The sequence below is a fragment of the Rhizobium anhuiense genome (assembly GCF_003985145.1).
Lineage (GTDB): Bacteria > Pseudomonadota > Alphaproteobacteria > Rhizobiales > Rhizobiaceae > Rhizobium > Rhizobium anhuiense.
On sequence record NZ_ML133534.1, the window covers coordinates 76,228 to 91,906 of the forward strand.

The following is a 15,679-nucleotide window of genomic DNA, read 5'->3' on the forward strand; positions in this document are numbered from 1 at the left end:
CTGCTTCCGAATCTGGCATCCCAGCTCTTGTGTGGCGTGCATGCTCAATATATGTACCGATATCATAAGTATGCTTATAAATAATGATCGCAGGTTTTCATGAGCGCCACTCCGACCCTTGGCTTCCTTCTCCACGACGTCGCACGGCTGCTGCGCAAGCGGTTCGAGCAGCGCGCGAAGTGTCTCGGGCTGACCCGGTCGCAATGGCAGACGCTTGCCTATCTCTCGAACAATGAAGGCATTCATCAAGGCGGCCTTGCCGAAATCCTCGAAGTCGAACCGATCACACTGGTGCGCATTCTCGACAAGCTCGCCGAACGCGGGCTGATCGAGCGCCGCCAGCACCCGACCGACCGTCGCATCTGGCTGCTCTACATGCGCGACGAGGCGCACCCGCTGCTCGCCGAAATGCGTGAGCTCGGCGACACCACCCGCGCAGAAGCGTTGGACGGCGTCTCCGTCGAGCAGCGCGAGCAGCTTTTCCACATCCTATCCGTAATGAAGACGAACCTGGTTCAGGCATGCCGGAACCCGGTTGACGAGAACGAGACGAACGATGGCTGATAAATTCCCCCTCCGCGTCGTTGCCGACGCCAATGCCAAGACTCCTGTCGAAGAAACGGAAGCGAAACAGCAGGAAACGGTAGCCGAAGCGCCTTCATCCAATTCAGCGCCGGCTGCCGCCGTGGCTGCGCCTGGCGGCAACAAGGTCCGCCGCCGGCGCAGTCTCACGCGGCCGATCCTGTTCGCCCTGCTGCCGGTGGCGCTCGTCGTCGGCGGTTACTATTACGTCAATGGCGGCCAGGTGATGTCGACCGACAACGCCTATATTCAGGCCGACATGGTCGGGCTTACCACCGATGTCTCGGGTATCGTCGAGCAGATCGACGTGCATGAGAACGAGGCGGTCAAGGCGGGGCAGGTGCTCTTCAGCCTGCGGCCGGATTCCTTCAAGATTGCGCTCGATGGCGCCAAGGCGCAGCTCGGCGCGCAGCGCAACCAGATCATGAATCTCAAGGCCAGCTATCAGCAGTCGCTTGCCGAGATCACGCAGGCGCAAGCCGATCTGCCCTATTATCGGGATCAGTTCGATCGGCAGCAAAACCTCGTCAACAACGGCAGCGCGACGCAGTCGGCCTATGACGAAGCCAAGCATAATCTGGAAGCCGCTGAGCAGAAGGTTACCGTCGCCAAGGCGGAAGCCGCAACGACGCTCGCCCAGCTCGGCGGCTCCGCCGATCAGCCGATCGAGGAGAATCCGCTCTACCTGCAAGCCAAGTCGAATGTCGACAACGCCCAGCGCGAACTCGACCACAGCGTCGTCAAGGCGCCGTTCGACGGCATCGTCACCAATGTCAACGCGCTGCAGGTCGGCTCCTATCTGCAGGCGTCGCAGCAGGCCTTCTCGCTTGTTGCCACCGATCACCTTTGGATCGCCGCCAGCCCGAAGGAAACCGAGCTCACTTACGTCAAGCCCGGCCAGACGGCCGAGATCTATGTCGACACCTATCCCGGCGTGAGATGGAAGGGCAAGGTCGAGAGCATCAGCCCGGCCTCCGGCTCCAGCTTTTCGCTGCTGCCGGCGCAGAATACCACGGGCAACTGGGTGAAGGTCGTGCAGCGCATTCCGATGCGCGTCAGCATCCAGGAAACCGAAGGCAAGCCGCCGCTCCGCGTCGGCATGAGCACGGTGGTCGATGTCGAGACCGGCCATGTCCGCGGCCTGCCTGATTTCGTCAACAAGCTTCTGGGCCGGCCTCAGGGCGGGGATCATGAGTAGCGCTTCTGCATCTGCGGCGACGCCGGTTGCCAATCGCGGTGCGATCACGGCCTGCGTCATTCTCGCCGTCATCATGCAGGCGCTGGACACGACGATCGCCAACGTGGCGCTGCCCTATATCCAGGGCAGCGTGTCGGCCTCCGCCGACCAGATCAACTGGGTCTTGACCTCCTATATCGTCGCGGCGGCGATCATGACGCCGCCATCGGGCTTTCTCGCCGCCAAGTTCGGCCGCAAGCGCGTGCTGCTCGTCGCCATCGCCGGCTTCGTGGTTGCTTCGGTGCTCTGCGGCCTGGCGCAATCGCTGAACCAGATCGTTGCCTTCCGCCTGCTGCAGGGCCTGTTCGGCGCATCGCTGGTGCCGCTTTCCCAGGGCATCCTTCTCGATATCTATACCGTGGAGGAGCGCGGCTCGGCCATGGCGCTTTTCGGCGTCTCGGTCATGGTCGGACCGGTCCTCGGCCCAGTCATCGGCGGCTGGCTGACCGACAATATCAGCTGGCGCTGGGTGTTCTACATCAACGTGCCGATCGGCGCGCTTGCTTTCGCCGGTATCGTCATCTTCGTTTCGGAAACGAAGAGGGATGCGCTCGCCAAACTCGATTGGTTCGGCTTCGGGATGATGAGCCTGTTCATCGCCGCGCTGCAGCTCTTCCTCGACCGCGGCGAGCAGCTCGACTGGTTCTCCTCGGGCGAGATCATGCTCGAAGCGATCGTCTGCGCCGCCGCATTCTATCTGCTTCTGGTGCACACGCTGACCGCAGAAAAATCCTTCGTCAATCCGAAGCTGTTTCTCGACCAGAACTTCACGGTCAGCATGATCTTCATCTTCGTGGTTGGCGTCACCTACCTCGCATCGCTGGCGCTGATGACCCCCTATCTGCAGACGCTGATGGGTTATCCCGTCATCACCGCCGGCATCGTCATGGGGCCGCGCGGGCTCGGCACCATGCTGTGCATGTTCATTGTCGGGCGGCTGATCGGCAAGGTCGATACGCGCTTGCTGCTGGTGCTCGGTCTCGGCCTAACCGCCTGGGCGATGTACGACATGACCGGCTGGACGCCCGATGTTTCGCAATGGACGATCGTCTCGGTCGGCTTCATCCAGGGCGCCGGCCTGGGCTTTCTCTTCGTGCCGCTGACGACCATCGCTTTCGCGACGCTGCCGGCCCATATGCGCGGCGACGGCACCGGCCTCTACAATCTGTCGCGCAACATTGGTTCGGCGGTCGGCATCTCGATCGTCTCGGCCCTGATCGTCGAGAACACGCAGAGCAACCATGAATCGATCGCGGCCTATGTGACGCCGTTCAACCATGCCTTCAACGCTGTGGCGGCGCAGGGCCTCAGCCCGGTAACGGCGGCGGGGCGTGCTTCGCTCAACGAGATCATCACGCTGCAGTCGACGATCATCGCCTATATGGACGATTTCAAGCTACTGATGCTGATGTCGCTTGCGGTCATCCCGCTGGTGCTCTTGCTACGCAAGCCGAAGGCGCCGCCCGCCGTCGACCACAGCGCAGTCATGGAATAGTCAGCGAAACGGCTTGCTGAGATAACGCGATCCCTGAATGCCGAAGCGCCACGGAACTTCGGCATTCTTCGTAATGCCGATGCGTTTTCCCGAAACTATAGGCACCGGCGCGGAGGGCGTGAGTGTGTAGGGCGGGCGGTCGAGCAGTCTGTCATTGATCTCGATATCGATGCCGAGCGCCTGACAGAGCTTGCCGGGGCCGCTGCAGAGCGACGTCAGCGCATCGGTGCCGCGTCGCTCCATCATCACGGGGATTCCGGTTTCCGGCTCCAGGGCGCGGATGAGGGCCGCCGAGCCCGGATGGCAGACGAAGTTCAGGCACCAGTACATGCCGTAGATGCGGTAGATATAGACATTGCCCGGCTTGCCGTACATGGCGCCGTTGCGCTTGGTCGGGCCGCGGAAGCTGTGCGAGGCCTCGTCATCGGGGAAATAGGCTTCGGTCTCGGTGATGCGTCCGCCGACGCCATTCACGGTCAGATGGCAGCCGAGCAGGTCGCGGGAGACGGCGATCGCATCGCGCTCGAAAAATGCCCTGAGGCTTTCGCCGGCGAGCGTGCCGGCGCCGATCGCGCCTGATATCGTTCCACCATCGGTCATATCAGACGCAGATAACATCCAGTGTGGCTGCCGTCATCCCAAAAGGCATCAGTGGCCGGCATTCGGATCGCGCATCGGGATCGACGACGATGTGACCGAGACCGGGTCACTCGCCGGGAAGGAATCTTCCAGACCCTCCTCCAGCTCTTCTTCGAGCAAGGCGGGATCCTTGCTGCGCGCGCCGTCGCTATGGGCCGGTTCGATGGCTGCTGCGAGCAGGGTCTTGGCGCGCATGGCGGCGTTTTCCGAGGTCAGCTCAGGCGTGCTCCGCAGCGTCACGGCAATGCTGTCTTCGCCTTCGCCGCCGAATTCGACGACGAAACCGTCTTCCGTCTGGTAGACGGTGATATCGTAGAGTGCCATGGCCGTTCTCCGAGGGCGCGCATATTAGCAGGGCGCATTTTAGTGAAGCGCGTTTTCGGAATTTTGTCGAGCGAAGACCTTCACCAGCCAGTCGATGAAGACGCGCACGCGCGGTGAAAGCTGGCGGTTGCGAGGGTAGAGCAGGGAAACCGGCGTCGGGGTCAGTGGAAAATCCTTGAGCACGTGGATCAGCGCTCCCTCGGCAAGGTCCTTTTCGGCGTGATAGCGCGGGATCTGGATCATGCCGAGGCCCATCCTCGCCGCTGAAATATAGCTTTCAGCGGCGTTGACGGCGACGGTGGCGGGAATGGTGATCTCACGCACCGTGCCGTCGACGATGAATTCGAGCGGCAACAGGCTGCCGGTGCTGCTGGACCGGAAGCCGACCATGCGGTGGCCGGCAAGCCGATCCGGGTGCTGCGGCAGGCCATGGGTGGCGATATAATGGGGAGAGGCGAGCGTGATCTCATCCAGCATGGCGACGCGCCGGGCGACCATGTCGCTATCGCCCAACGTGCCGACGCGCAGCACGCAATCGATGCCTTCGCGCACCAGATCGACCAGCCGGTCGCCCTCGCTCATGTAGAATTCGATCTCTGGATAAGTCTCGAGAAAGGACGGCAGGCTCGGCAGCAGGAAATGGCGGGCAAGCGTGCCGTGCACATCGACGCGCAGCAGGCCCTTCGGTTTGGCGCCGGCAAAAGCGCCTTCGGCATCCTCGATATCGGCAAGAATCGACAGGCAGCGCTGGTAATAGGCTTCGCCATCGAGCGTCGCACTGACATGACGTGTCGTGCGCTGGAGCAGGCGCACGCCGAGGCGGGCTTCGAGCTGCTTTACCGCATCGGTAACGGTCGAGCGCGGCAGGCCGGTGTCTTCGGCGGCAAGCGTGAAGCTGCGACGTTCCACGACACGGCAAAACACGCGCATGGCATCGAATCTGTCCATCTATTTGTTCGTTATTCCCGGATAGTTATGGCGAAGAATGCACGATTATCCGCTTTTGGGAAAGGCGCATCTTGTCCTCATCGAAAACGCGCTGCGGCGCAGGATGAAGGAGAAGGACAATGGCTTCCAACGAAAACGGCAAGGTTGCACTCATCACCGGTGCTTCCCGCGGCATCGGCGCAGCAGTCGCTCGACGCCTCGCCAGGGACGGTTTCACCGTCGTCATCAATTATTCCGGCAATGCGGCTCCGGCCGAGGAACTGGCCCGGGAGATCGAGCAGGCCGGCGGCAAAGCGCTGACGGCGAAAGCCGATGTCAGCGAGGCGCAGGCCGTCCGCCGCATGTTCGATGCTGCGGAAACCGCCTTCGGCGGGGTCGACGTGCTCGTCAACAATGCCGGCATCATGATGCTCGCGTCGCTTGCCGAGGCTGACGATGCCAATTTCGACCGCCAGATCGCCGTCAATCTCAAGGGTACCTTCAATACGCTCAGGGAAGCGGCCAAGCGCCTGCGCAACGGCGGCCGGGTCATCAACTTCTCGACCTCGGTCGTCGGTCTGAAGCTCGAAACCTACGGTGTCTACGCCGCCACCAAGGCCGCCGTCGAAACACTGACGGCGATCATGGCCAAGGAGATGCGCGGCCGCAACATCACCGTCAACGCCATCGCGCCCGGCCCTGTGGCCACGGATCTTTTCCTCAGCGGCAAGTCGGACGAACTCATCGCCCGCATGGCGAAGATGAACCCGCTGGAACGTCTCGGCACACCCGAAGACATTGCATCTGCGGTTGCCTTTCTCGCCGGCCCGGACGGCGGCTGGATCAACGGCCAGACGCTGCGCGCCAATGGCGGGATGATCTGACGACAGACCGGCGGCGGCTTCCAGACCGCCGTCATCGCAATTATGTGAACGTGATTGCGGAATTTTTCCTTACAATCCTGCGGAGAGTGCGTATATCTGTTTTATCGCGAGAGAGTGGAATTCCCTGCCGCTCTCTTCCGAACCTCCGGAGCCTGCCGCGCCCATCTGCGGTGCGACAGGCTTGATGTTCAAAGTTGTAAATTGCGGCCCGTCGAAGGTTTTCCCCTGCCTTCCGGGCCGTATTTGTATTGGCGCTTAGACGTCGTTCAGTCTCGCCTCTCCCAGAAGCTTCACCAGCCAGTCGACGAAGACGCGCACCTTGTTACTGAGATGGCGGTTCGGGGGATAGACGACGTAGAGCGGCAGCGCATCGCGGCGCCAATCCGGCAGCACGCGCACGAGCTCGCCCTTCGCAATCGGCTCGCGCGCCATGAAGATCGGCACCTGCGCGATGCCGAGACCCGTCAATGCAGCTGTCAGATAGGTGCGGCTATCGTTGACCGAGGCGATGTAACGCGGACTGGTCTCGATCACCTCCTCGCGCCGGCGAAATTCGAAGGGCAGCGTTCGGTTGTTTTGGGCGCGGAAATAGTTGACGGAGTAGTGGTCAGACTCCAGATCCTCCGGCCGCTCGGGCATGCCGAATTTCTGGATATAGCTCGGCGAAGCACAGGTGATCATCTCGACTTCGGAGACGCGTCGCGCAATCAATGACTGGTCGGCCGGCGTGCCGGCGCGCAGCGCGCAGTCGACATTTTCCGCAAGATAGTCGACCGTGCGGTCGCCGACACCGAGGTCGATGCGGATATCGGGATAACGCTGATAAAAATCGCAGAGTGCGGGAACGACGATCCAATCGGCGAAAGCACCAGCCATCTCGACGCGCAGCCGCCCGCTCGGCAGGCTTTGTGAATTGGAGAGGCTGCCGTCGAGTTCTTCCAACTCCGAAATAATCTGGGCGGCGCGTTCGTAATAAAGCGCGCCGTCCGTGGTTACCATGACCCGGCGCGTCGTACGATTCAAAAGCTTGGTGCGCAGATGCGCCTCAAGGCCCTGGATGAGATTGGTCACTGTTGCCTTGGGCATGGCGAGCATGTCGGCGGCGCGGGTGAAATTGCCCGTCTCCACGACGCGAATGAAGACGCGCATTGCCGAGAGTTGATCCATCGGTTTCAAATCCGCAGTTTGCGTTGCACCATTGTTCGAGATCTGGAACAGTGTTATCGCGATATAGCTTCTTATTCCTTGGTTGGAATAACAATATCTTTTTTATGGAAAATGCAAGCGGCAGCTGTTGTCTGCCTGCGGCCGACGCAAAGAGACCGGAAGCATGACGGTGGAATGGAAAGATATGTTGCTGGATAAGGTGGCCATCGGCCCCGTTTCCGCACGCATCTACCAGGGCGCCGATTACGGCAAGGGGCCGCCGATCGTGCTTTACCTGCATGGCGGCGCCTTTCTCGACAGCGAGAAGAACGTCGACCGGCCGGTGGCGATGAGTCTGGCCAAGGCCGGCGCCATCGTCGTCGCCGCCGACTACAGCAGCCTGTCCGGCAATCTGTTTCCGCAGGCGCTGGAAGTCTCTTTCTCGGTTTTCACTTATCTCGCCAACAAACGCGCCGGTCTTGGCGACCGCAAGTCGCTGCTCTTCGTTGCCGGCGAAGAGGCAGGCGGCAATGTCGCTGCCGGTGTGGCGCTGAAGGCGCGCGACCAGATGCCGGATGCGCTCGACGGCCAGGTGCTGATTTCGCCGCTGCTCGATCCCTTTATGGGTACGTCGTCGATCCGCAAGGCCGAGGCCATCGGCATGCGCCAGCGCTGGACGGAAGGCTGGAGCCATTATCTGAGCGGCGGCGGTTGCCATCCTTATGCGGCGCCGTGCCTCTGTTCGCGTATTTCCGGCGTCGCGCCGGCGCTGATATTCACCGCGGAGGATGATCCTCTGCACGACGAAACAATTGGTTACGGTGCCCGCCTGAAACAGGCCGGCGTCGGTGTGCGCCAGCATGTTCTTCCCGCCGGGACGGGCTGGCCCTCGATTTATGGTGGGAAATCCGACGGAGCGCCCGACTGGCAGGAAAACGTCAGCCGCCATTTCGGAAGCTTCCTTCGGGACGTAAGCGTCCAACCGCAATTGCATTGAAGAAGACCTGATATTTCGGCGGCCTGGGGCCGCAAGGAGAGTACTCATGACGTCCAGAAGTAAGCGCTGGGCCCTGTTGGGCGCCGGCATAGGCCTTGTTGCGTCCGTTTCCGGGGCCGCATTGTTTTTCGAACTGCCGATGAGCACGACCGCCACGGCCGCTTCCGCCCCCGCGCAGGCTCCCGCTGTGCCGGTGACGGTTGCCGTCGTTGCGGCGCGCGACGTGACGGCCTGGGAGAATTTCTCCGGCCGTCTCGAAGCGGTCGACCGGGTGCAGGTGCGTTCCCGTGTTGCCGGCGCCATCCTGTCGGTGGCTTTCCGTGAAGGGGCGCTGGTCAAGCAGGGCGACCTGCTCTTCACCATCGACCCGGCCCCCTACCAGGCGAGCGTGGCGCAGGCGCAAGGTCAGGTCGCTTCGGCCGAAGCCAAGGTCAGTCTGGCTCAGACCGAACTCGACCGCGGCCGCAGGCTTTCCGACAATCGCACCATCTCCCAGAGCGATCTCGATCAGCGCCAGAGTTCACTGGCCGAGGCTCAGGCGGGGCTGCGTTCGGCGCAGGCCGCCCTGCAGTCGGCCCAGCTCGATCTCGATTACACCGAGGTGCGGGCTCCGGTTTCCGGCCGCATCGGCAAGATCGAGGTGACCGCCGGTAACCTCGTCGCGGCCGGTTCGACCTCGCCGGCGCTGACGACGCTCGTTTCCGTCGATCCGATCTATGCGAGCTTCAATGCCAGCGAAGAGATGGTGACGCGCGCGCTCGCCCAGCTTCCGCAGACGGACAGCGCCCTGCCTGCCGTCGAAGAGATCCCGGTCGAGGTCGGCACGCTGACCGACAGCGGTACCCCGATCAAGGGCAAGCTGCAGCTGATCGACAACGAGGTGGATGCATCAAGCGGCACGATCGGCGTGCGGGCCGTCTTCGACAATCCGGGCGGACGCCTCATCCCCGGCCAGTTCGTGCGGGTGCGCATGGGCCAGCCGAAGGCCGAGAACAAGATCGTCATCAGCGACCGTGCCGTCGGCACGGACCAGGACAAGAAGTTCGTCTTCGTCGTCGATGGCGAGAACAAGGTCGCCTATCGGCAGGTCCAGCTCGGCACGCTGGCTGACGGCCAGCGGGTCGTCGAAAGCGGCCTGAACGTCGGCGAAAAGATCGTCGTCAACGGTCTGCAGCGCATCCGTCCAGGCGCCGTCGTCGCACCTCAGATGGAAGAGAAGGTCGCGACCGCGCAGTAAAGACTTTGCCTTCCCCTCCGGGGGAAGGCCAACACCCGAAATGATATGACCCGCCGGCGGCTCCCAAACCGCCGGAGAGGGACGTTGTATCCATGTTCACCCCGGAGAGGGCTTTGATATGAACATCTCCAGATTCTTTGTCGACCGCCCGGTCTTTGCCGGCGTTCTTTCGGTCCTCATCCTGGTTGCCGGCTTGATCGGCCTGCGCGCGCTGCCGATTTCCGAATATCCGGAGGTCGTGCCGCCGTCGATCGTCGTGCGCGCCACCTACCCCGGCGCCAATCCGTCCGTCATCGCGGAAACGGTGGCAACGCCGCTCGAAGAGCAGATCAACGGCGTCGAGGGCATGCTCTACATGTCCAGCCAGGCGACATCGGACGGTGTGCTCAACGTGACCGTCACCTTCAAGCTCGGCACCGACGCGGACAAGGCGCAGCAGCTCGTGCAGAACCGCGTCAGCCAAGCCGAACCGCGGCTGCCGTCGGAAGTCCGGGCCCTCGGTATCACCACGGTCAAGAGCTCGCCCGACTTCATCATGGTCGTCAACCTCGTCTCTGACGGCGACAATCACGACATTACCTATCTTCGCAATTACGCGACGCTGAATATCAAGGATCGGCTCGCCCGTATCGCAGGCGTCGGTCAGGTGCAGGTCTTCGGCGCCGGCGACTATTCCATGCGGGTCTGGATCGATCCGCAGAAGGCGGCCGAGCATGATCTCGCCGCCAGCGACATCAGCAACGCCATCAGCTCCCAGAACGTTCAGGCCGCCGCTGGCATCATCGGCGCTTCGCCGAGCCAGCCGGGTGTGGACCTGCAGCTGAATGTGAATGCCCAGGGCCGTCTGCGCACGCCCGAGGAGTTCGGCAGCATCATCGTCAAGACGGGCGCCAATGGCGAGATCACCCGCCTTCGCGATGTCGCCCGCATCGAGCTCGGTGCTGCGGACTATACGTTGCGTTCGCTGCTTGACGGCAAGCCGGCCGTTGCCGTTGCCGTCCTTCAGGCGCCTGGTTCGAACGCGATCGAGATCGCGGACAATGTGCGCGCCACCATGGACCAGCTGCAGCTCGCCATGCCCCAGGGCGTCAAATACGAGATCGTCTACGATACGACGAAGTTCGTACGCGCCTCGATCGAGAAGGTCATCGACACGCTGCTCGAAGCCATTGCGCTCGTCGTCCTCGTCGTCATCCTGTTCCTGCAGACGTGGCGCGCCTCGATCATTCCGCTGATCGCGGTTCCGGTATCGATCATCGGTACCTTCGCGGTCATGTATGTCTTCGGCTTCTCGATCAACGCGCTCAGTCTGTTCGGGCTGGTGCTTGCGATCGGTATCGTTGTCGACGACGCGATCGTGGTGGTGGAAAACGTCGAGCGCAATATCGAACATGGCCTGTCGCCACGGGCTGCGACCTACAAGGCGATGAAGGAAGTCTCCGGTCCGATCGTTGCGATCGCGCTGGTCCTCGTCGCCGTCTTCGTCCCGCTCGCCTTCATCTCCGGCCTGTCGGGACAGTTCTATCGCCAGTTCGCGCTGACGATCGCAATCTCGACCGTCATCTCGGCCTTCAACTCGCTGACGCTCTCTCCGGCGCTGGCTGCTCTTCTCCTGAAGGGCCATGATCAGCCGAAGGACTGGCTGACGCGATTCATGGACGCCATCTTCGGCTGGTTCTTCCGCGGCTTCAACCGTGTCTTCGGCGCGGGTTCGAATGCCTACGGCAAGGGCGTGGGTGGGCTCTTGTCGCGCAAAAGCATCGTCATGGTGATCTATCTGGCGCTGGTTGGTGCGACCTACAGCATGTTCAGCACGGTCCCCGGCGGCTTCGTGCCGTCTCAGGACAAGCAGTATCTGATCGGCTTCGCCCAGTTGCCGGATGCTGCAAGCCTCGACCGCACGGAAGACGTCATCAAGCGCATGACCGATATCGCGCTGGCGCAGCCGGGCGTTGCCAATGCGATCGCCTTCCCGGGGCTGTCGATCAACGGCTTCACCAACTCCTCGAATGCCGGCATCGTCTTCGTGACGCTGAAGGACTTCGAAGAGCGCAAGACGCCGGATCTCTCGGGCGGCGCAATCGCTATGGCGCTGAACCAGAAATTCGGCGCCATCCAGGATGCCTTCATCGCCATGTTCCCGCCGCCGCCGGTCAATGGTCTCGGCACGACAGGCGGCTTCAAGCTGCAGATCGAGGATCGTGCCGGCCTCGGCAACCAGGCGCTCGACGAGGCCACGAAGGCAGTGCTTGCAAAGGCCTACCAGACGCCTGAGCTTGCGGGGCTGTTCTCCAGCTTCCAGATCAACGTGCCGCAGCTCTATGCCGATCTCGACCGCGCCAAGGCCGAGCAGCTCGGGGTTTCCGTCACCGACGTCTTCCAGACGCTGCAGATTTATCTCGGTTCGCTTTATGTGAACGATTTCAACGCCTTCGGCCGCACTTACAGCGTCCGTGTGCAGGCCGATGCGAAATTCCGCGCCCAGCCGGAAGACATCGGGCAGTTGAAGGTCCGTTCGGCATCGGGCGAGATGATCCCGCTTTCGGCGCTGCTGAAGGTGGAGCCAAGCACTGGTCCGGAGCGTGCGAACCGCTACAACGGCTTCCTCGCTGCCGATATCAACGGCGGTCCGGCACCGGGCTTCTCGTCCGGCCAGGCGCAGGCGGCAATCGAGAAGATCCTTCACGAGACCCTGCCGGCGGGCATCGACTTCGAATGGACGGATCTGACCTATCAGCAGATCCTTGCCGGCAATTCGAGCATTGTCGTCTTCCCCCTGGCTCTGCTGCTCGTTTTCCTCGTGCTGGCCGCCCAGTATGAAAGCCTGACGCTGCCGCTTGCGATCATCATGATCGTGCCGATGGGCGTTCTGGCCGCACTGACGAGCGTCTGGCTCACGGGTGGAGACAACAACATCTTCACTCAGATCGGTCTTGTCGTCCTTGTCGGCCTATCGGCGAAGAACGCGATCCTCATCGTGGAATTCGCCCGCGAACTGGAGTTCGAGGGAAGGACACCGCGGGAGGCCGCGATCGAGGCCAGCCGCCTTCGCCTTCGCCCGATCCTGATGACCTCGCTCGCCTTCATCATGGGCGTCGTGCCGCTCGTCGTCTCCACAGGCGCCGGCTCGGAAATGCGCGCCGCCATGGGGGTCGCGGTCTTCTCGGGTATGATCGGCGTGACCTTCTTCGGCATCTTCATGACGCCGGTTTTCTACGTGCTGCTGCGGCGGCTGACGGGCAACCGTCCGCTCGTCCAGCACAAGCCGGACGAACACAAGGAAGAAGAGGCGGAGGTTATCCGGCTCGCGGCGGAATAAACGGAATTCAACCTTCCTTTGTCGAGTAAATCGGGCGGGAACTTCGGTTCTCGCCCGTATCGTTTGGGGCGTTCGATAAAAATGCGCTACGTCCGTCAAAACGGTTTGCATCGCGGAACGAGGGGACTATCAAAGGTGGACAACGGTTTGGGAGGACTGAATGACGAGTTCGAGAAAAGGTCATGACGGCAGGCGGATCGCCTTTCTCGGCACCGGCCTGATGGGGGCGCCCATGGCTCGCCGGCTGCTTGCCGGAGGCTTTGCCGTCATCGTCTGGAATCGCGATTCCAGCAAGGCCGAGGCGCTTGCGGAAGACGGCGCGGTTTGCGTGAAAACACCTGCGGATGCCGTTTCCGGCGCCGACGTCGTCATCACCATGCTGACCAATGCCGGGGCGGTGGAGGACGTGTTGTTCGACCGGGGCGCGGCCGATGCGATGGCGCCGGGCACCGCCGTCATCGACATGAGTTCGATTGCCCCGCATTTCGCCCGCGATCATTCGGCGAGGCTTGCCGAACTCGGCATCCAGCATGTCGATGCGCCGGTATCCGGCGGTGTCGTCGGGGCGGAAGCCGGTACGCTCGCGATCATGGCGGGCGGCGACAAGGACGTGATCGACGGACTTGCGGATGTCTTTGCGCCGATGGGGCGGGTAACCCGCGTCGGTCCGAGCGGGGCGGGCCAGCTCGCCAAGCTCGCCAACCAGCAGATCGTTGCCGTGACGATCGGCGCCGTCGCCGAAGCGATGTTGCTGATCGAGGCGGGCGGCGGCTCGCCGGCGGCCTTCCGAGACGCCATTCGCGGCGGCTTTGCCGAGAGCCGCATCCTGGAACTCCACGGCAAGCGCATGGTCGAGCGGCAGTTTACTCCAGGCGGTTCGTCCAGCAACCAGCTGAAGGATCTGAACGCCGCCATGGCGACGGCCAAGACCCTGTCGCTGACGCTGCCGCTGACGGCGGCGGTGCATGCCGAATTCAGCGAATTCGTCGCCAACGGCAATGGCGAAAAGGATCACAGCGGCCTGCTTCTCCATCTCGAAGAGAAGAACGGCCGGCCGGGAGGAAAGCAGTGACGGACAGCCATTCGCCGCAGCGGCGCCTGCGCTCGCAAGATTGGTTCGACAATCCCGATCATATCGACATGGCGGCGCTCTATCTCGAGCGTTTCATGAATTACGGCATCACGCCGGAAGAGCTGCGCTCCGGCAAGCCGATCATCGGGATTGCCCAGAGCGGCAGCGATCTCACGCCTTGCAACAGGGTGCATGTCGAACTTGCCAAACGCGTGCGCGACGGCATCCGCGACGCCGGTGGCATTCCAATCGAGTTTCCGACGCATCCGATCTTCGAGAATTGCAAGCGCCCGACGGCCGCACTCGACCGCAACCTCGCCTATCTCGGTCTCGTCGAGATCCTCTACGGCTATCCGCTCGACGGCGTTGTGCTGACCACCGGCTGCGACAAGACCACACCTTCGGCGATCATGGCGGCTTCGACGGTCGATATTCCGGCGATCGTGCTCTCCGGCGGCCCGATGCTCGACGGCTGGCATGAAGGGGAACTGGCCGGCTCCGGCACGGTGATCTGGCGGATGCGGCGAAAATATGCGGCAGGTGAGATCGACCGGGAAGAATTCCTGCAGGCCGCACTCGATTCGGCTCCCTCCGTCGGCCATTGCAATACGATGGGCACCGCTTCGACGATGAATGCATTGGCCGAAGCGCTCGGTCTTTCGCTGACAGGCTGCGGCGCCATTCCGGCCGCCTACCGTGAGCGCGGCCAGATGGCCTACCGCACCGGGCGGCGCGCCGTCGAGATCGTGTTCGAGGATCTGAAGCCGTCGGACATCCTGACGCGCGAGGCTTTCCTCAATGCGATCCGCACCAATTCGGCGATCGGCGGCTCGACCAACGCGCAGCCGCATCTGGCTGCGATGGCCAAGCACGCCGGCGTCGAACTCCATCCGGACGACTGGCAGGTGCACGGCTTCGATATCCCGCTGCTGGCCAATGTCCAGCCGGCCGGCGTCTATCTTGGCGAGCGCTATCATCGCGCCGGCGGCACGCCGGCGATCATGTGGGAACTGCTGCAAGTGGGGAAACTCGATGGTAACTGTCGCACGGTGACCGGCAGGACGATGGCCGAGAACCTGGAGGGCAGGCAAGCGCGCGACCGCGAAGTCATCAAGCCATTCGCCGAGCCGCTGAAGGAGCGGGCGGGCTTCCTCGTTCTCAAGGGCAATCTCTTCGATTTCGCCATCATGAAGATGAGCGTCGTCTCAGAGGATTTCCGCCGGCGCTATCTTCAGGAACCCGGGCACGAAGGCGTCTTTGAGGGCAGGGCGGTGGTCTTCGACGGTTCCGAGGACTATCACAAGCGCATCAATGAACCCGAACTCGGCATCGACGAGAATACCATCCTCGTCATCCGCGGCGCCGGGCCGATCGGCTGGCCGGGTTCGGCTGAGGTCGTCAACATGCAGCCACCGGATCACCTCCTAAAGCGTGGTATCCGCAGCCTGCCGACGATCGGCGACGGTCGCCAATCGGGCACGGCGGACAGTCCCTCTATCCTCAACGCCTCGCCGGAAAGTGCGGCCGGCGGCGGCCTCGCCTGGCTTCGTAGCGGCGACATCATCCGCATCGACTTCAACGAGGGGCGCTGCGACATGCTGGTCGATGACGCCGAGATCGAACGGCGCAAGGGTGAGGGTATTCCGCCGGTACCGGCGGATGCGACGCCGTGGCAGCAGATCTACCGTCGAACGGTCACGCAATTGTCGGACGGCGCGGTGCTGGAGGGGGCGACGGAATTCCGCCGGATCGCGAAAAACCCGCCGCGGCACAACCATTGATCTCGAGATACGGTAGACTGCAAGTTCCTTGATCCAAAA

General features: G+C 62.6%; 13 protein-coding genes. 9 read left to right on the plus strand and 4 right to left on the minus strand.

The features are described 5' to 3' along the window. Positions 1-99 precede the first annotated feature (99 nt). From EEQ99_RS26755 to EEQ99_RS26765, 3 genes are read left to right on the plus strand one after another with little or no spacing between them, the layout of a single operon-like run. The gene (locus EEQ99_RS26755) at positions 100-564 is read left to right on the plus strand and encodes a MarR family winged helix-turn-helix transcriptional regulator (RefSeq protein WP_127431351.1); all 465 of its coding nucleotides are present in this window, start codon (positions 100-102) and stop codon (positions 562-564) included. Beyond that, complete coding sequence (locus tag EEQ99_RS26760; RefSeq protein ID WP_127431352.1) at positions 557-1,780, plus strand: HlyD family secretion protein; 1,224 nt, start codon at positions 557-559, stop codon at positions 1,778-1,780. The genes EEQ99_RS26755 and EEQ99_RS26760 overlap by 8 nt, the downstream gene beginning before the upstream one ends. Beyond that, positions 1,773-3,314: a DHA2 family efflux MFS transporter permease subunit gene (locus tag EEQ99_RS26765; RefSeq protein WP_127431353.1), complete on the plus strand. Its 1,542-nt coding sequence runs from the start codon at positions 1,773-1,775 to the stop codon at positions 3,312-3,314. Before EEQ99_RS26760 ends, EEQ99_RS26765 begins: the two co-directional genes overlap by 8 nt. On the opposite strand, the gene EEQ99_RS26770 is transcribed toward EEQ99_RS26765, so the two are convergent. Genes EEQ99_RS26770 through EEQ99_RS26780 form a run of 3 tightly spaced genes read right to left on the minus strand, consistent with a single transcriptional unit; the run spans position 3,315 to position 5,225 of the window. Then, positions 3,315-3,932, minus strand: coding sequence for a DNA-3-methyladenine glycosylase (locus EEQ99_RS26770; protein ID WP_047618616.1), 618 nt, complete (start codon positions 3,930-3,932; stop codon positions 3,315-3,317). Between the two features lie 30 nt (positions 3,933-3,962). Further along, positions 3,963-4,277, minus strand: a complete 315-nt coding sequence (locus tag EEQ99_RS26775) for a hypothetical protein (RefSeq protein WP_063474380.1) — start codon at positions 4,275-4,277, stop codon at positions 3,963-3,965. Positions 4,278-4,316: 39 nt separating this feature from the next. Beyond that, positions 4,317-5,225: a LysR family transcriptional regulator gene (locus EEQ99_RS26780; protein WP_047618621.1), complete on the minus strand. Its 909-nt coding sequence runs from the start codon at positions 5,223-5,225 to the stop codon at positions 4,317-4,319. A gap of 119 nt (positions 5,226-5,344) precedes the next feature. On the opposite strand from EEQ99_RS26780, the gene EEQ99_RS26785 reads away from it, so the two are divergent. Beyond that, on the plus strand, positions 5,345-6,088 hold the full coding sequence (locus EEQ99_RS26785; RefSeq protein ID WP_047618623.1) for an SDR family oxidoreductase: 744 nt from the start codon (positions 5,345-5,347) through the stop codon (positions 6,086-6,088). A gap of 255 nt (positions 6,089-6,343) precedes the next feature. Here EEQ99_RS26785 and EEQ99_RS26790 read toward each other — a convergent pair whose 3' ends face one another. Further along, entirely contained in the window at positions 6,344-7,255 is a 912-nt protein-coding gene (locus EEQ99_RS26790) for a LysR family transcriptional regulator (protein ID WP_047618625.1), read from the minus strand. Between the two features lie 163 nt (positions 7,256-7,418). Between EEQ99_RS26790 and EEQ99_RS26795 the strand changes: the two genes are divergently transcribed. The 5 genes from EEQ99_RS26795 (at position 7,419) to EEQ99_RS26815 (ending at position 15,640) form a co-directional block, all read left to right on the plus strand. Beyond that, complete coding sequence (locus EEQ99_RS26795; RefSeq protein WP_063474684.1) at positions 7,419-8,231, plus strand: alpha/beta hydrolase fold domain-containing protein; 813 nt, start codon at positions 7,419-7,421, stop codon at positions 8,229-8,231. Between the two features lie 46 nt (positions 8,232-8,277). Then, positions 8,278-9,468 carry an efflux RND transporter periplasmic adaptor subunit gene (locus EEQ99_RS26800; RefSeq protein ID WP_047618627.1) on the plus strand — a complete coding sequence of 397 codons (1,191 nt, stop codon included), beginning with the start codon at positions 8,278-8,280 and terminating at the stop codon, positions 9,466-9,468. 118 nt (positions 9,469-9,586) lie between these two features. Continuing rightward, positions 9,587-12,787 (plus strand): efflux RND transporter permease subunit, encoded by a 3,201-nt coding sequence (locus EEQ99_RS26805; protein WP_127431354.1) that lies wholly within the window; start codon positions 9,587-9,589, stop codon positions 12,785-12,787. Between the two features lie 160 nt (positions 12,788-12,947). After that, on the plus strand, positions 12,948-13,859 hold the full coding sequence (locus EEQ99_RS26810) for an NAD(P)-dependent oxidoreductase (RefSeq protein ID WP_063474382.1): 912 nt from the start codon (positions 12,948-12,950) through the stop codon (positions 13,857-13,859). Continuing rightward, positions 13,856-15,640, plus strand: a complete 1,785-nt coding sequence (locus EEQ99_RS26815; protein ID WP_047618635.1) for an IlvD/Edd family dehydratase — start codon at positions 13,856-13,858, stop codon at positions 15,638-15,640. Before EEQ99_RS26810 ends, EEQ99_RS26815 begins: the two co-directional genes overlap by 4 nt. The last annotated feature ends 39 nt before the right edge of the window (positions 15,641-15,679 follow it).